Annotated in this window: 12 protein-coding genes; 3 read left to right on the plus strand and 9 right to left on the minus strand. The window is 67.3% G+C overall.

From position 1 onward, the window contains the following. Positions 1-234: 234 nt before the first annotated feature. Both FHW83_RS23300 and FHW83_RS23305 read right to left on the minus strand, forming a co-directional pair. Positions 235-1,557, minus strand: coding sequence for an Nramp family divalent metal transporter (locus FHW83_RS23300; protein ID WP_373997256.1), 1,323 nt, complete (start codon positions 1,555-1,557; stop codon positions 235-237). 56 nt (positions 1,558-1,613) lie between these two features. Then, on the minus strand, positions 1,614-2,309 hold the full coding sequence (locus FHW83_RS23305) for a UPF0149 family protein (RefSeq protein WP_176648757.1): 696 nt from the start codon (positions 2,307-2,309) through the stop codon (positions 1,614-1,616). Between the two features lie 63 nt (positions 2,310-2,372). Here FHW83_RS23305 and FHW83_RS23310 point away from each other — a divergent pair, with 63 nt between their 5' ends. After that, positions 2,373-3,353: a serine/threonine protein kinase gene (locus FHW83_RS23310; RefSeq protein ID WP_176648758.1), complete on the plus strand. Its 981-nt coding sequence runs from the start codon at positions 2,373-2,375 to the stop codon at positions 3,351-3,353. Positions 3,354-3,362: 9 nt separating this feature from the next. On the opposite strand, the gene FHW83_RS23315 is transcribed toward FHW83_RS23310, so the two are convergent. The 4 genes from FHW83_RS23315 to FHW83_RS23330 form a co-directional block, all read right to left on the minus strand. Continuing rightward, a complete protein-coding gene (locus FHW83_RS23315) occupies positions 3,363-4,169 on the minus strand; it encodes an oxidoreductase (protein WP_176648759.1) in 807 nt (268 codons plus the stop codon). Positions 4,170-4,189: 20 nt separating this feature from the next. Then, complete coding sequence (locus FHW83_RS23320; RefSeq protein ID WP_176648760.1) at positions 4,190-7,291, minus strand: efflux RND transporter permease subunit; 3,102 nt, start codon at positions 7,289-7,291, stop codon at positions 4,190-4,192. Next, positions 7,288-8,382: an efflux RND transporter periplasmic adaptor subunit gene (locus FHW83_RS23325; protein ID WP_176648761.1), complete on the minus strand. Its 1,095-nt coding sequence runs from the start codon at positions 8,380-8,382 to the stop codon at positions 7,288-7,290. The genes FHW83_RS23320 and FHW83_RS23325 overlap by 4 nt, the downstream gene beginning before the upstream one ends. An 84-nt stretch (positions 8,383-8,466) precedes the next feature. Continuing rightward, positions 8,467-9,084 carry a TetR/AcrR family transcriptional regulator gene (locus FHW83_RS23330; RefSeq protein ID WP_176648762.1) on the minus strand — a complete coding sequence of 206 codons (618 nt, stop codon included), beginning with the start codon at positions 9,082-9,084 and terminating at the stop codon, positions 8,467-8,469. A 90-nt stretch (positions 9,085-9,174) separates the two neighbouring features. Here FHW83_RS23330 and FHW83_RS23335 point away from each other — a divergent pair, with 90 nt between their 5' ends. Together FHW83_RS23335 and FHW83_RS23340 are read left to right on the plus strand one after the other, a co-directional pair. After that, positions 9,175-10,632 (plus strand): efflux transporter outer membrane subunit, encoded by a 1,458-nt coding sequence (locus FHW83_RS23335; RefSeq protein WP_176648763.1) that lies wholly within the window; start codon positions 9,175-9,177, stop codon positions 10,630-10,632. A gap of 116 nt (positions 10,633-10,748) precedes the next feature. Beyond that, a complete protein-coding gene (locus FHW83_RS23340) occupies positions 10,749-13,028 on the plus strand; it encodes a hypothetical protein (RefSeq protein ID WP_229224327.1) in 2,280 nt (759 codons plus the stop codon). A gap of 99 nt (positions 13,029-13,127) precedes the next feature. On the opposite strand, the gene FHW83_RS23345 is transcribed toward FHW83_RS23340, so the two are convergent. The 3 genes from FHW83_RS23345 to FHW83_RS23355 form a co-directional block, all read right to left on the minus strand. Continuing rightward, positions 13,128-14,081 (minus strand): hypothetical protein, encoded by a 954-nt coding sequence (locus FHW83_RS23345; RefSeq protein WP_229224328.1) that lies wholly within the window; start codon positions 14,079-14,081, stop codon positions 13,128-13,130. A gap of 75 nt (positions 14,082-14,156) precedes the next feature. Beyond that, positions 14,157-14,525 (minus strand): hypothetical protein, encoded by a 369-nt coding sequence (locus FHW83_RS23350; RefSeq protein WP_176648764.1) that lies wholly within the window; start codon positions 14,523-14,525, stop codon positions 14,157-14,159. Positions 14,526-14,559: 34 nt separating this feature from the next. Further along, positions 14,560-15,621 (minus strand): DUF475 domain-containing protein, encoded by a 1,062-nt coding sequence (locus FHW83_RS23355; protein WP_176648765.1) that lies wholly within the window; start codon positions 15,619-15,621, stop codon positions 14,560-14,562. Between the last annotated feature and the right edge of the window lie 54 nt (positions 15,622-15,675).

Raw genomic sequence — 15,675 nt, forward strand, 5'->3', positions numbered from 1 at the left:
CGGGTATACGCCCGTTAACCAATACCTGCAACACCTTCAGGCTTATTCAAGCAAATTTATTCCGGACAGCAGTGCGCCTGCGCGGGAATGACGGCTCATCAGTTTGCGGTCAAAAAAGCCTTAACTTAGCGGTACTAACGTCAGTACCGCGACAATTTGCTGACGACGATACAGGCGGAAGGACAGGCGGCCTTGCAGTCACACCTGAGCAAGCTGCAAGGCAAATAGCAGGGGTCAGGCCAATGCCTGCCACACCAGCCAGGCGTTGGCGCTGGAGATGACGGCGAACAGGAACCATGACAGCGCGGTGGTCCACCAGGCGTTGACGAAGTTGCCCATGATGCGGCGTTGCGACGTCAGGCTGATCAGCGGGTACATGGCGAACGGCAGTTGCATGCTCAGCACCACCTGGCTCAGCACCAGCAGTTTGCCGACCGAGTGTTCGCCCAGCGTCAGCACGCCGATCATGGCTGGCACCAGCGCCAGGCCGCGCGTGATGGCGCGCCGCTGCCAGCAGGGGATCTTCATTTTCAGGAAGCCTTCCATGATCACCTGGCCCGCAATCGTGCCGGTGAAGGTGGAGCTTTGCCCCGAGGCCAGCAGGGCCAGCCCGAACAGGATGGCCGCCAGCGCGGTGCCGGCCACCGGCTCCAGCAGGCGATAGGCTTCGTCGATGTCCAGCACGCGCTCGTTGCCCGGTTCATGGAACGCGGCCGCCGCCAGCACCAGGATGGAGCCGTTGATCAGCAGGGCCAGCAGCAGGGACACGACGGTGTCAATGCGCGACAGGCCGATGGCTTCGCGCTTGGCATGATCGTTCTTGCTGACCACGCGCGTTTGCACCACCGAGGAATGCAGGTAGAGGTTGTGCGGCATCACGGTCGCGCCAAGGATGCCGATGGCCAGGTACAGCGGCTCGCGTGAGGACAGCGCGCTGATCGACGGCACCAGGCCGGCCGCCACCGCCTGCCAGTCCGGCTTGACGAAAATCAGCTCGGTGAACAGGCAGATCGCCACCGTCAAAATCAGGCCCAGCACGATGGCTTCCACCTGGCGGAAGCCTTTGCCTTTCAGGCCCAGCACGATCATGGTGTCGAGCGCGGTCAGCGCCACGCCCACCGGCAGCGACACGCCCAGCAGCAGCTTGAACGCCAGCGCGCAGCCCAGCACCTCGGCCAGGTCGCAGGCGATGATGGAAATCTCGGCAAAGCCCCACAAGGTCTTGCCGACCGCCGGCGGATACTGCTCGCGGCAATGCACGGCCAGATCCTTGCCGGTGACGATGCCCAGCCGCATGCTCAGGCATTGCAGCACGATCGCCGCCAGGCTGGACAGCACCACCACGAACAGCAGCTGATAGCCGAACTGCGAGCCGCCCTGGATCGCCGTGGCCCAGTTGCCCGGGTCCATGTAGCCGACCGAGACCAGCAGGCCGGGGCCGGCGAAGCGCAGCACTTTTTTCCAGAACGGATCGCTTTCCGGCACGGCGACGGTGCCGGCGACTTCGGAGGGGCAGAACGGGGCGGTGGCGGTGGTGGGGAGCTTGAAGGAGAACATAGGCATCCTGAAAAAGATGCCTGAATTCTACTGTAGAAGGAGGGCGACCGCCTCTGTCATTCCGCCGATTCGGCGCCGTGGCACTTCTTGTACTTCTTGCCGCTGCCGCAAGGGCAGTCGTCGTTGCGGCCGACTTTCGGCTCCTCGCGCTTGACGGTCTCGACGCCGGCCTTGCGGCGCGGCAGCCAGAACTTGTAGATGTTCGGCAGGTTGGCTTCCAGTTCCAGCGCCAGCTTGTGGGCCTTGACCGGGTCTTCCACCAGCGGCAGTTCCTCTTCCTCGATTTCGTCCGCGCCCAGCAGGTAGATCGGACGCATCAGGTCGGACTGCTCGGAATCCCAGATCGGATCCCACGAACCTGGACGCAGCTCCATGCCTTCCCAGAAGCCCCAGCACCAGGCTTCGGCGTTGATCAGGGTCTGGCCTTCGTGCTCGTGCTCGACGAACAGCGGCTCGAACTCCTTCGGCGCCACCTCGAACGTCACCAGCACCTCGTTCATGAAACGCATGATGAGGTGGATGATGCGCTGTTCTTCCTTCTCGTGCTTGAACTGCGGCACGTCGGTATCTTCCTTGCCCCAGACTTTCTTCAGCCATTCGGCCGGCATGATGGGTTCCGGGCCGATGGCGATGGCGGTCAGGTAGCCATGGAGCATGTCCATGGTCATCGCGTCTTCGGGCGTGCGGTCGGACAGCAGGAAGTTGTCCAGTTCGTCGAATTCTTTTTCGCTCAATGGCTGATCGAGTTGCATAACTTGCTCTATTTATTTGGGTGAATATGACAGTATACACGCCGCGCCCCGTACAATGGCGGTATGACTGCACCTCACCCTTATTCCGCGTTGAGCCCGGACTGCGTGCTCGACGCCCTCGACAGCATCGGCTTGCGCGGCGACGGCCGCCTGCTGGCGCTGAACAGCTATGAAAACCGTGTCTACCAGGTTGGCATCGAAGACGACAAGCCGCTGGTGGTGAAATTTTATCGTCCTGGCCGCTGGAGCGACGACGCCATCCTCGAGGAACACGCGTTCACCGGGGAATTGGCCGCCGCCGAAATCCCGGTGGTGCCGGCGCTGGCGCTGAACGGCGCCACGCTGCATCACTACCAGGGTTTCCGCTTCGCCGTGTTCACCCGCCACGGCGGCCGCGCGCCCGAGCTGGGCGATCCGGCGGTGCTGGAGTGGACCGGACGCTATATCGGCCGCATCCACGCGGTGGGCGCGGCCAGGGCGTTCGCGCACCGGCCGGCGCTGGACATCGACACCTTCGGCACCGAGCCGTGCGCGTTCCTGCAGACCAACGGCTTCATTCCGGACGATCTGAAGGCCGCCTACGCCAGCATCGCGCAGCAGGCGCTGGACGGCGTGCGCCGCTGCTACGAGCGCGCCGGCGAACTGCCGCAGCTGCGCCTGCACGGCGACTGCCACGGCGGCAACGTGCTGTGGACCGATGCCGGCCCGCACTTCGTCGACTTCGATGACGCGCGCATGGGACCGGCGATTCAGGATTTGTGGATGATGTTGTCCGGCGAGCGCGCCGAGCAGGTGCGCCAGATGGGCGACATCCTGGCCGGCTACGAGGACTTCTGCGAATTCAATCCGCGCCAGATGCATCTGGTGGAGGCGCTGCGCACGCTGCGCCTGATCCACTACTCGGCGTGGCTGGCGCGGCGCTGGGACGATCCGGCCTTCCCGGCCGCCTTCCCATGGTTCAACACCCAGCGCTACTGGCAGGACCGGGTGCTGGAGCTGCGCGAGCAAGTGGCGCTGATGGACGAGCCGCCACTGCCCGTCTGAGCTGAACGATCAGACCAGGCCCAGGCCCTTGCGCAGGCTGGCGTCGACCGGGCCGGCCGGCATGAAGCGGCGCAGCTTGCTCAGCAGCGAAGCTTGGCCCGGCGGCATGCGCCGCATGCGCCATTTGCCCAGCGCCGCCTCGACGATGGTGGCGGCCACGCCGTCCGGTTGCGGCGCGCCACTGACATGGCCGGCCACCGCCTCGGTGACGATGCCGCGCTCGCGGTCGTAGGCGCCGATCGGGGCGCTGGCCGACGGCGAGTTGGCGTCCAGGCTGGTCCTGGTGTAGGAGGGCGCCACCAGCGTCACGCGCACGCCGAACTGGCGCACCTCGTGGTCCAGCGTCTCGGACAGGCCCTCGACCGCGTGCTTGGAGGCCGCGTACAGGCCCATGTACGGCGCCGGCAGGAAGCCCAGCACCGAACTGACGTTGACGATGCGGCCCGACTGCCGCTGGCGCATATGCGGCAGCACGGCCTGGGTGGTGCGCAGGATGCCGAACAGATTGGTGTCGAACAGCGCCTGCGCCTCGCCGACGCTGGTTTCCTCCACCGCGCCCATCAGGTTCATGCCGGCGTTGTTGACCAGCACGTCGATGCGCCCGGTTTGCGCGACGATGGCGGCGATGGCGCGCTGCACCGAGGCGGTGTCGCGCACGTCCATCTCGACCAGCGTGACGCCGCGTATCGGCGCCGCCTTGGCGATATTGCGCACGGTGCCGAACACCGCGCAGCCACGCTGCGCGAACTGTTCCGCCGCCGCCCGTCCGATGCCCGACGACACGCCGGTCACCAGCACCACTTGGGATGTTGTCATGGTATTTCCTTTCAATTGATTCAGGCCCGCAGGCGTTCAGTGTCCGGCTCCGCCGCCGTCCCGGCCTGCTGGGGGCGGATCTTGAACCAGATCGAGTACATGGCCGGCAGGAACACCAGCGTCAGCACGGTGCCCGCCAGGGTGCCGCCGATCAGGGTGTAGGCCAGCGTGCCCCAGAACACCGAATGGGTGAGCGGGATGAACGCCAGGATCGCCGCCAGCGCGGTCAGGATCACCGGCCGCGCGCGCTGCACGGTGGCCTCGACCACGGCGCGGAACGGATCGAGCCCCTCGGCCTCGTTATGGTGGATCTGGCCGATCAGGATCAGCGTGTTGCGCATCAGGATGCCCGACAGCGCCACCAGGCCGACCAGCGCGTTGATGCCGAACGGCTGCTGGAACAACAGCAGGGTCGGCACCACGCCGATCAAGCCCAGCGGACTGGTGAGGAACACCATCACCATCGCGGCGATCGAGCGCACCTGGAAGATGATCAGCAGCAGCGTGACGGCCAGCATGATGGGGAACAGCGGCAGCATGGCCTTGGTCGCCTTGCCCGATTCCTCGATGGCGCCGGCTTCCTCGATGCGGTAGCCGGCCGGCAGCTTGTCGATGATCGGCTTGAGCTGCGCGGTGATGGCGTTCGAGACGTCCGGCGGCTGCATGCCGTCGGCGATGTCGCCGCGCACGGTGATGGTGGGCATGCGGTCGCGACGGCGCAGCACGGGTTCTTCCATGCGCACCTCGACCTTGCCGACCTGCGACAGCGGAATGCGCTGGCCATTGGCGCCGGCCAGCGTGAAGTCGCCGATCCTGGCCGGGTCGAGGCGGGCGCCGCCGGCCGAACGCGCCACCACCTGGACGGTGCGGATGTCTTCGCGCACGCTGGTGATGGGCGCGCCGCTGAGCAGGAATTGCAGCTGCTGGGCGACCGCGCTGGTGCTCAGGCCCACCGCCTGCAGGCGGTCCTGCTGCAGCACGAAGTGCAGGGTCGGCACGCGGGTGCCGCCGTCGTTGTTCACGGTCCGCATCATCGGGCTGCCATCCATCACGCGCTGTACCTGCTCGGCGATGCCGCGCAGTTGCTCCGGGTCCGGACCGCTGACACGGTAGGCCACCGGGAACGGCGAGTACGGGCCGAACACCAGCTGGGTGACGCGCACCCGCGCCTCGGGGGCCAGGCCGGCGCCCACCGCCGCGCGCAGTCGCTGTTTCAGTTCGTCGCGCTCGTGCTGGCTGTCGGTGCGCACCACGATCTTGGCGAACGATGGATCAGGCAGTTCCGGTCCCATGGCCAAGAAGAAGCGCGGCGCGCCCTGGCCGATGTAGGCGGTGACGATTTTCGCTTCCTTCTGCTGGCCCAGCCACGCTTCCACCTTGGCGGTGGCGGCGCTGGTCTGGGCGATCGAGGTGCCGTACGGCATCTGCACCTCGACCAGCACCTCCGGGCGGTCCGAGATCGGGAAGAACTGCTTCTTGACCACACCCATGCCAAGAATGGAAACCACGAACAGGGCGACCACCGAGCCGGCCACCAGCCATTTGCGGGCGATCACGCGGCCCAGCAGCTGGCGGAAGCGGTTGTAGCGCGGCGTGTCGTACATCGCCTCGTGGCCGCCTTCGATCTTCTTCATGTCGGGCAGCAGCTTGACGCCCAGGTAGGGCGTGAACACCACGGCCACCACCCACGAGGCGATCAGCGCGATGCCGACGATCCAGAACATATTGCTGGTGTACTCGCCGGCGCTCGAGCGGGCGAAGCCGTTGGGCATGAAACCGACCGCCGTCACCAGGGTGCCGGACAGCATCGGCGCGGCCGTGTGGCTCCACGCGTAGGCGGAGGCGGCGATGCGGTCGTAGCCTTCCTCCATTTTCACCACCATCATCTCGATGGCGATGATGGCGTCGTCCACCAGCAGCCCCAGCGCCAGGATCAGCGAGCCGAGGGTGATGCGGTCGAAGTTCTTGCCGGTGGCGGCCATGATGACGAACACCACGGCCAGCGTCAGCGGCACCGCCGCCGCCACCACCACGCCCACGCGCCAGCCCATGCTGATGAAGCTCACCAGCATCACCACCAGCAGCGCGACGAAGAATTTGACCATGAACTCGCCGACCGCCGAGCTGATGTTGACGGCCTGGTCGGTCACCTTGCTCAGGCTGACGCCCAGCGGCAGCTGCGCGTTGATGGCGCCGACCTCGCCGTCCAGCGCCTTGCCCAGGTCGAGGCCGTTCCAGCCTTCGCGCATGACGATGCCCAGCAGCAGCGCCGGCTCGCCGCCGTTGCGGATCATGAAGGTGGCCGGGTCCTCGTAGCCGCGCTTGACGGTGGCGACGTCGGACAGTTTCAGCGTGCGGCCTTGCGCCACCACCGGGGTGTCGCGGATCTTCTGCAACTGGTCGAAGGCGCCGTCCAGGCGCACCAGCACCTGCGGCCCCTGGGTCTCGACCGAGCCGGCCGGGTTCAGGACGTTCTGCGCGTTCAGGGCCGCGAACACGTCCTGCGGGCTGATGCCCAGCGTGGCCAGGCGCTCGTGCGAGAACTCGACGTAGATGCGCTCGGCCTGTTCGCCGACGATGTTGACCTTCTTCACGCCCGGCACGTGCAGCAGGCGCTGGCGCAGGGTTTCGGCGTCGCGCACCAGCAGGCGCTGTTGCTCGCCCTTGGCCTTGAGCGCGTACAGCGCGAAGGTGACGTCGGCGTACTCGTCGTTGACCATCGGGCCGATCACGCCGGCCGGCAGGTTGCCGACCTCGTCGCCGACCTTCTTGCGCGCCTGGTAGAACTCATCCGGCACGGCCGCCGGCGGCGTGCTGTCGAGCAGGGTCAGGGTGGTGAAGGCCAGGCCCGGACGGGTGTAGGTTTCGCTGCGCTCGTACCAGCGCAATTCCTGCAGGCGCTTTTCCAGCTTCTCGGCGACCTGGTCCTGCATCTCCTGCGCGCTGGCGCCCGGCCAGGCGGTGACGATGGTCATCACCTTGACCGTGAACGCCGGATCCTCCGCCCGGCCCAGCTTGAAGAACGCCAGCACGCCGGCCAGCGAGATCAGGCAGATCAGGAACAGCGTGATGGCGCGCTCGCGCACCGCCAGCGCGGACAGGTTGAAGCGGCCCGGGCTCACGGACGTGCTCCTTCGGTCGCGGCGATGCGGACCGGGGCGCCGTCGCGCAGCAGGTGCGCGCCGAGGGCGACGACGCGGTCGCCCTGGCGCAGGTTGCCGCTGACGCGGGCGCGCTCCTCGTCGAGTTGCTGCACCGCGACCGGGCGCCAGCTCACCTTGGCCGGTTCGCCATTGATGAGCCATACGCCCGGGCCCTTGCCGGCGTCGTACAGGGCGCCGATCGGCACCTGCACGCCGCCCGACGCGAGCGCCGGACCGTCGGCGACGCGGATGGTGACGGTGGCGCCGAGCGGGGCGTCGGCCAGGTCGCCCTCGAGCACGTAGCGCGCCTCGTAGGTGCGGGTCAGGCGGTCGGCGGTGTTGGAGAGCTGGCGCAGCTTGGCGGCCACGCTGACGTCATCCTTGCCGAACAGCGTGGCGGTGCCGCTCGAGCCGAGCGCCGGGCGCAGGGTCTCGGGCAGCTGCACCACCGCCTCGCGCCGTCCGGCGTGCGCCAGGCGCACCACCGGCTGGCCGGCGTTGACCACCTGGCCGGGTTCGGCCAGCGTTTCCATCACCACGCCGTCGCCGTCCGCCACCAGCAGCGCGTAGCCGCTGGCGTTGCGGGCGACGTCGGCCTGGGCCTCGGCCGCGCTGAGCTGCGCCTTGGCGGCGTCGGCGGCGGCCTTGACCTGATCGTAGGCCGAGGCCGAGATGGCGCCGGTGCCGCGCAGGTCGCGGTAGCGGGCCTCGTCTTCGCTGGCCTGGCGGGCCCGCGCGCGGGCCGCGCTGACGGCTTCCTGCTGGGCCTGGGCGGCCAGTTTCAGGTCGACCGGGTCGATGCGCATCAGCGGCTGGCCGCGCTTGACGGTCTGGCCGGCGTCCACCAGCCGCTCCAGCACCTTGCCGCCGACGCGGAAGCCAAGGTCGCTCTGCACGCGGGCGGCGACGATGCCGGTAAACGAACGAGAGGCCGCCTCGGCCGGTTGGACCGAGGCGGCGCGCACCAAGGGCGCCTCGGTGCGCGGATCGGTGGCGGGTTTTTCGCTGCAAGCAATCAGTGCTAACGGCAGCAGCGCGGTAATGACTGTGGTTGGATATCGCCGGAACATATGCATCCCATGAGCAAGTAGTAGAAGTGCTCATTATGGTTCAGGTGACTAATTTAGTCAACAGTCACAGTCATTAAAATAGTTTCAGGGCGATAAGCTGCGCAGCACCAGGCTGGACAACTGGGCCGGGGCGTCGTCGGCGTAATCGAAGCTGTATTGCAATAACAAGGGGCTGAGGTAGGGGCGCATCACCAGGTAAATCGACATGGTGGCCTCGTCCAGCGGGGTCTTGCGCTCGAAGTCGCCGGACTGGCGCCCGGCCTGCAGCACCTCCTGCAGCAGCTTGCGGATGTTTTCCTCGTAGGTCACCACCGATTTCCAGCGTTCCGTGGCGGCCGAGGCGGCGATTTCGTAGAGCTTGCGGTCCTGGAAGAACAGGCCGAGGCTGGCCTCGGTGCAGGCCTTGAACATGCGTCGCAGCTTCTCCGGCGGCAGTTCGACCTCGGCGACGGCGGCCCTAACCTGGGATTCCAGCTGTTGCAGGCAGGCCGAGCAAATCGCCTCGCCGATCGCCTGCTTGGATTCGAAGAACTTATAGATGTACGCCTTGGAAAAGCCGATCGACTTGGCCAGGTCGGAGACCGTGGTCTTGGCATAGCCGTAGTGGCTGAAGTGTTCGCCGGCCGCGGTGAGGATTTGATTGCGGACGTCGTGGTCCGCCGGCCCGCGGGCCGCAGTGGTTGGGGTGCTTGGATTGTTCATAGCCGAGAGTCTACGCGAAAACGTTATGGTGGACAAATTGTGACCATTTGGTATTATAGTCACCAATTCTACCATTTACGAAAGTATCCCATGTTGACAAAATCCACACTTGGCGCGCTGATTGTTGCCGTCTTCTCAACGGGTTGCGCCGTCGGCCCCGATTACGTCCGTCCCGAGACCCCGATGCCGGAACGCTACCATGGCCAGGCCGCGGTCGACAGCCGGCAGGGCGCGACCAGCGCCGACCTGGCTGCCTGGTGGGGCGGATTCTCCGATCCGCTGCTGAGCCGCTACGTCGAGCGCGCGCTCGAGCAAAATCTCGACCTGGCCCAGGCGGCCGCGCGCGTGGCGCAGGCCCGGGCCGGCGTCGGCGCGGCTGATGCCGCGTTGCTTCCTTCGGGCAATGTGTCTGGCCAGGCGGCCAGGGCATATCAATCGGTGGAAACGCCGCAGGGGCGCATCCTGAGCGGGACACCCGGCTTCGACCGTTACGGCAACGCCTACGAGATGAACCTCGGCGCGGCCTGGGAGCTTGACATTTTCGGCGGCCTGCGCCGTGGGCGGGAGGCGGCGCAGGCCGAGTACCAGGCCTCGGAGGCGGGCGCGGCGGCGACGCGCCTGGCCGTCGCCGGCCAGACCGCCGACATCTATATCACCATCCGCGGCCTGCAAACCCGCCTGAATATCGCGCGCGATCAGGTCAAGACGCAGCAGGAACTGCTGGACACCATCAATCTCCTGTATAGCAAGGGATTGGCGGCCGAACTGCAGGTCCGGCAGGCGGAAGGCGCGCTGGCGCAGGTGCGGGCCTCGATTCCGGTGCTGGAGACGGGACTGGATACGGCCATGAACGCGCTGGACGTGATGCTGGGCACGCTGCCGGGCACGCACCGGGCGGAATTGATCGACAGCGCCGCCGCCATCCCGGCGGCGCCGATGATCGCCGATGCCGGCGCGCCCGGCGACCTGCTGCGGCGGCGGCCGGACTTGATCGTGGCCGAGCGGCGCCTGGCCGCCTCCAACGCGCGCATTGGCGTCGCGATGGCCGAGTATTACCCCAAGCTGTCGCTGAGCGGCCTGGTCGGCAGCGCCACCTCGGTGTCGGGCAATCTGTTCAGCAGCGGCGCCAGCCAGGCGTCGGGGGCGCTGGGGCTGCGCTGGCGGCTGTTCGATTTCGGCCGCATCAACGCGCAGATCGGCCAGGCCAAGGGGCAGGAGGCCGAGGCGCTGGCGGCCTACCGGCTGGCCGTGCTGCGCGCCGCCGAGGACGTGGAAAACGCCTATTCCGCGCTGGTCAAGCGGGAACAGCAGGCGGTGGTGCTGGCCCAGGGCGTGGACTCGCTCAGCCGTGCGCGCGGCGCCTCGTTCGCGGCCTATCAAAAAGGCGTGGTCAGCCTGATCGAAGTGCTGCAGGCTGACGACAGCCTGCTGCGCGCCTCGGACGCGCGGGCCCAGGCCCAGGCCGAGACGGCGCACGCGGCGGTCGCCGCCTTCAAGGCGCTGGGCGGCGGCTGGCAGGGCGCCAAGCCGGCGCTGGCGGCGCGCTAGGGGGACAGGGCCGGGCAAGCGCGGAATTGGCGGGTTTTTCCGCCTCTTCTTGCGGCTCGGCTTGCCAGCTTGCCACATGATAATGAGAGCTCGGAAATCCCCTAGCGAGAACTCTCATGAACGACAACGATCTGCTCCCGATTCCCATGGTCTCGCTGCATGAGGCGGAGGAGCCCGCCGCCATGCCGCGCGCCGCGATGGAAATGAAAGCCATCCAGGAAGCGATCGCTCGGGTGGAGGCCGAAGCCAAGGCCGCGTGCGCCGCCGAAAGCCGCGCCCACGCCGAAGCGCGGGCCCGCGCGCTGGCCGAGGACCGCGCCGCCATGGACGCCGCCGCCGCCGCCGTGGCGCTGCAAAACGCGCAGGCGGCGGAGGAGGCGATCAAGGCCAACCAGGAGCGGCTGGAATCGCTGCGCGCCGCCGCCCAGGCCAGCGTGGCCCGGCTGGACGCCGTCAAGCAGGAAACCGCTGAGCTGCGCGCGCGCGCCGAGGCCGACAACCAGATCCGCCAGGCCGCCCAGGAGCGCGCCAAGGCCGAGGAAGAAAGCCGCAAGCGCGCCCACGAACAAATCGCCACCGAGGCCGAGCTGGCCGAGCAAGCCGCGCGCGCCGCCGCCGAGCTGCAGGCGCAAACCGAGCAAGCGCGGTTGCAAGCGGCCGAGCGCGTGGCCGCCGTGCAGGCCGCCAAGGAAGAAGTCGTGGGCATCGCGTCGGCCGACGCCCGTGTCGCCACGCTGGCGCGCGAGCGCGAGCGTCACGCCGCCGCCGCGCGCCAGACCGCGCAACAACTGGCGGAAGCCGAGGCGGAGGCGCTGGAGCTGACCAAGCAGCGCGAGCGCGCCGACCAGATCGCGCTGGAATCGGCCTTCAACCGATCCGCCGCCGAGGTGCGCGCGCTGGAGGAAGCGCGCGCGCTGGCCCACCTGGAGCAGGAGCGCGAACAGATCGCGCTGGCCAAGGCCGAATCCGAGCGCAGCGCCGCGCAATCGCTGCGCATGCGCCTGCAAACCGAAAAAGAAATCCGCGACGCCGCGATTCACCGCGAGCGCATGGAAGCCGTGGCGGCGGCGGCGGCGCAAGCGCGGCGCGAGGCGGACGCCCGCATCATCGCCGCCACCGAGGCGCGCATCGAAGTCGACAACCAACTGCGCGCGGTGGCGCAAGCGCGCGTGCTGGCGGAAGAGGAAGCCGAGATCGCCACGCTGGCCAAGGTGGAAGCCGAAGCCGAGGCGATGGAGCAGGCCAAGCTGCGCCAGGCCGCCGATGAAGCGGCTGCCGAGGCGGCCCGCGCCGACGCGCAGGAACAGCAACGCGCCAGCGAACTGGCCAACGAACGCGCCGCCAAGTCGCGCGCCGCGGCCGAACTGCTGGCTAGCCAGAACGCCGCCGAGCAACAGGAAATCGCCACCCTGGCGCAGCACGTGGAAGCGCAAAGCGCCGCCGCCGCGCTGGCCGGGCAGCGTGCCGCGCAGGCGGCGCAGTTGTTGCAGGCCGAGCAGGAACGTGCGGCGGCCGAGCAGCAAGCCATCGTCGCGCTGAAAGAAAAGCTGGACGCCGAGCAGCTGGCGACCGAGGCCGCGCAACAGCGCGCCGCCGCCGAGCGTGCGCAAACCGAGGCCTTGCGCCAGCAACGCGAAGCCGACCAACGCCTGGCCGAGGCCGCCAATCAGGAAGCCGAGGCGGCGCGCGTGATGGCGGCGCAAGTGTCGGCCGAAGCCGAGCAGAAAGCCATTGCCGCGCAGGCGCTGGCGGCGCAGGCCCACCTGGCGGTGGAATTGGGCGTGGTGCATGCCGAGCGCGCCCGGGTGGAACAGGACAAAGCCGCCAAGGCGGAAGCATTGCTCGCCGCCGAGCGCGAGTTCGTGGAAACCGAGCGCAAATCGCTGGCGTTGATCGACCAAAAGCTGACGCAGCAACGCATCGCCACCGCATCCGAGCTGCGCGCCTCGCAAGCGATTGCTGGCCGCCTGGAAGCGGAAAAGAACGTCGCCGCGAGCGCGCGTCAGCGTGCCGACGAAGCCCAGGCTGAAGCGGACGCGATGCGTCTGCGCGAAGAGGCCGAGCAGGAAGCCGCGCAAGCGGTGGCCGACAAGGCGGCGGCGCAGAAAGCCCTGCTGGAGGCCGCGCAGGCCCACGCCGCGATGCAGCGCAAAGTGGCCGACACCACGGCCGCGATGACCGTCGCCAAGCAAAAACTGCTGGAACTGGAAACGCGCCGTCTGGCGGCGGCACAGAAAGTGCTGGCGTCGGTGCAAGCCAAGATCGCGGCGGAAGAAGCGCTGGCGGCGGAGGGCGGCACCGTGGTCGCCACCCTCGACGACGCCCGCGCCCGCAAAGAAGCCGCCCGCCAATCCACCCCCGCCGAGCCCGCCAAAGCCGTCTGGCGCGCCCGCTAAAACTCCGGGGTCAGGTCCTCCATTTCGTCACACTGGAACTAAAATAGGCGGCGAAAGTTCCTGAATGACGAAATGGAGGACCTGACCCCGGATTTTGCGTTAAAAACTATAGCCGAGGCCGATCAGCAGCAGGTCGGCGTCGCGGTGGTAGTCGGTGACGACACGGTTCCAGGCCGCCTCGGCCACCACGCGCCGGTCCAGGTGGTAGCGCGCGCCCACGGTCACCAGACCCGACCGGTGCGAGCGCTGCCCCTCGCCATCCGGCACCTTGGCGTTGAAGTAGGGCCCCGCCCCCATGCCCAGTTCCACCTTCGGACTCAGCGAGCGAATCAGCCACAGTTGCGTGGCCACGCCGTTGCGCTTGCTCTGCGCGCTGTTGCCTTCGTGGATGGCGGTCACGGTCCAGTCCACATAGCGCCCCACCGCCCGCCGGTATTCAATCGCGCCGATCGCCGTGCTTTCCGAACGCAGGCTGTTGGTGATGCCTTGCCCCGCCATCAGCGTGACCGCCTCGTCCGCCGCGCTGCCCTCCAGGTGCAGCTTGTCGCCCTTGACCCCATCGAACCGGTAGCCCACGCCCAGCATCAGCGAGGTGGTCGAGTCCTTGCCGGACGGCGTGATGCGGTTGATCTGCACCTGGTTGTACCAGCGGCTGTCCGGGTAGTGGTAGGTGGCTTGCAGGCTGTAGATGTTGGCCCAGCCATGGTCGTTGGTGTAGCGGGCGCCGCTGGCGCTGTGCAGGTCGGTGGTGTCGAAGTAGTAGTACTGGCCGACGCCGGCCCCGAAACTCCAGCCCGGCACGTTGCCGCCGGTGCGCGCCCAGAGTTGGCCGGCCACGCCGTCGCGGTGGTGGCTTTGCGGATGGCCTTCGTTCAGATAGCTCAGGCTCAGCGCGAAGTGCTCGCCCAGCGGATGCGAATACGAGGCGCCGGCGCTGAAGGTGGCTTCGTCGGCTTCCTTGACGCGCAGCGCGCCGCCGTAGACGGTCACTTCCTGCGCCGATGTCATGCCAGCCACGGCCAATGCCGCCGCTGCGAGTAGGGAACGTTGCATGATTGAAGTTCCGGCAAAATGCCGAGTCTACCGGAAATCAAATCCCGGCGCTTTACGCCAGCGCGATTCCAGACCTCAAGGCTGGACCGTGACCTTGGTGATGTAATACTCGGTTTCTCCGAAGCACTGGGTCGGCACGCCCTTGTGCTGGGCGTAGCTGAGGATGACGCGCTTGCCGGTGGCGGCGCTCAGCTCCCTGGCGACCTGCTCGTCGCGCACGCTGAATTCGAATTTCTCCGGGATCGCGCCCGGCATCGAGGTCAGCAGGATTTCACCTTCCCAGGTCTTGCACACCCAGCCGCGGCTGGAGAATTTTTGCAGGTAGCCGGCGCGCTCGCCATCCGAATACGAGATGTGCAGCATGGCCCAAGTGTAGGCGGCCAGCAGCACGGCGGCGGCCAGCAGGCCGATGAAGTACAGGAATACGCGTTTGGAGGTGGTCATGGCGGTTCTGAGTTAGGCAATGTTGCGCATCTTATCACGCGGCGTTCAGGCGTTTGTGGCGCACCGATGACCACAGCGAGACCACGATGAAGGCCACGCCCGACAGCCCGGTGAACCACTCGGGGATATGGTATTTCACGCTGGCCAGCATGATCACGGCCAGGATGCCGATCGCGTAGTGCGCGCCGTGCTCCAGGTAGACGTATTCGTCCAGCGTGCCCTTGTGCACCAGGAACACCGTCAGCGAGCGCACGAACATGGCGCCGATCGCCAGCCCCAGCATGATGATGACGACGTCGCTGGTGATGGCGAACGCGCCGATCACGCCGTCAAAGCTGAACGAGGCGTCCAGCACTTCCAGGTAGAGGAAGCCGCCGAAGCTGCCCTTGGCCACCGTGGCCACCACCGGGCCGACCCCGGCCTCGGTGATGTCGTCGTCGTCATCCTGTGGTTCCTCCTCCTCCAGCAGGCTGCTGATCCAGCCCACCGCCAGGTAGACGATCACGCCCACCACGCCGGCGGTCAGGACCTTGTATTGCTCGTCGGCGCCGACCAGCGACACGCAGGCGAACACCCCGGCCAGCGTCAGCAGCACGGCCAGGCTTTCGGTGCCGTGCTTGCCCAGCTTTTCCTCGATCCAGCCGAGCCAGTGCAGTTCCTTCTGGTCGTCGAACAGGAAGTTGAGGAACACCAGCAGCAGGAAGGCGCCGCCAAACGCCGCCACCTCGGCGTGCGCGCCGGTCAGGTGGCGCGAGTATTCCTCGGGCGTGGTGGTGGCCATGTGCCATACGTCCAGCAGCCCCAGCCCGGTGGCCATGGAGACGATCAGCAGCGGGAAGATCAGGCGCATGCCGAACACGGCCACCAGGATGCCGACCGTCAGGAACAGCTTGCGCCAGAATTCGTTCCAGTGGCGCAGCACGGAGGCGTTGACCACCGCGTTGTCGAACGAGAGCGATACCTCCATCACGCCCAGCACGGCGGTGATCCACAGCGCCTGCGCCAGGCCGCTGACGCCGCCGTGGTTGTAGCCCCACCAGCCGGCCAGGGCCATGAGGAGGAAGGTGACGGCGAACGAGACGCGGAAGTGCTGCATAGTTATCTTTTTTGAATGATTGGGACAGCCTGAATTTTATATTACTTGCTTCCG

This window comes from Duganella sp. SG902 (genome assembly GCF_013376005.1).
Classification (GTDB): Bacteria; Pseudomonadota; Gammaproteobacteria; order Burkholderiales; family Burkholderiaceae_D; genus Rugamonas.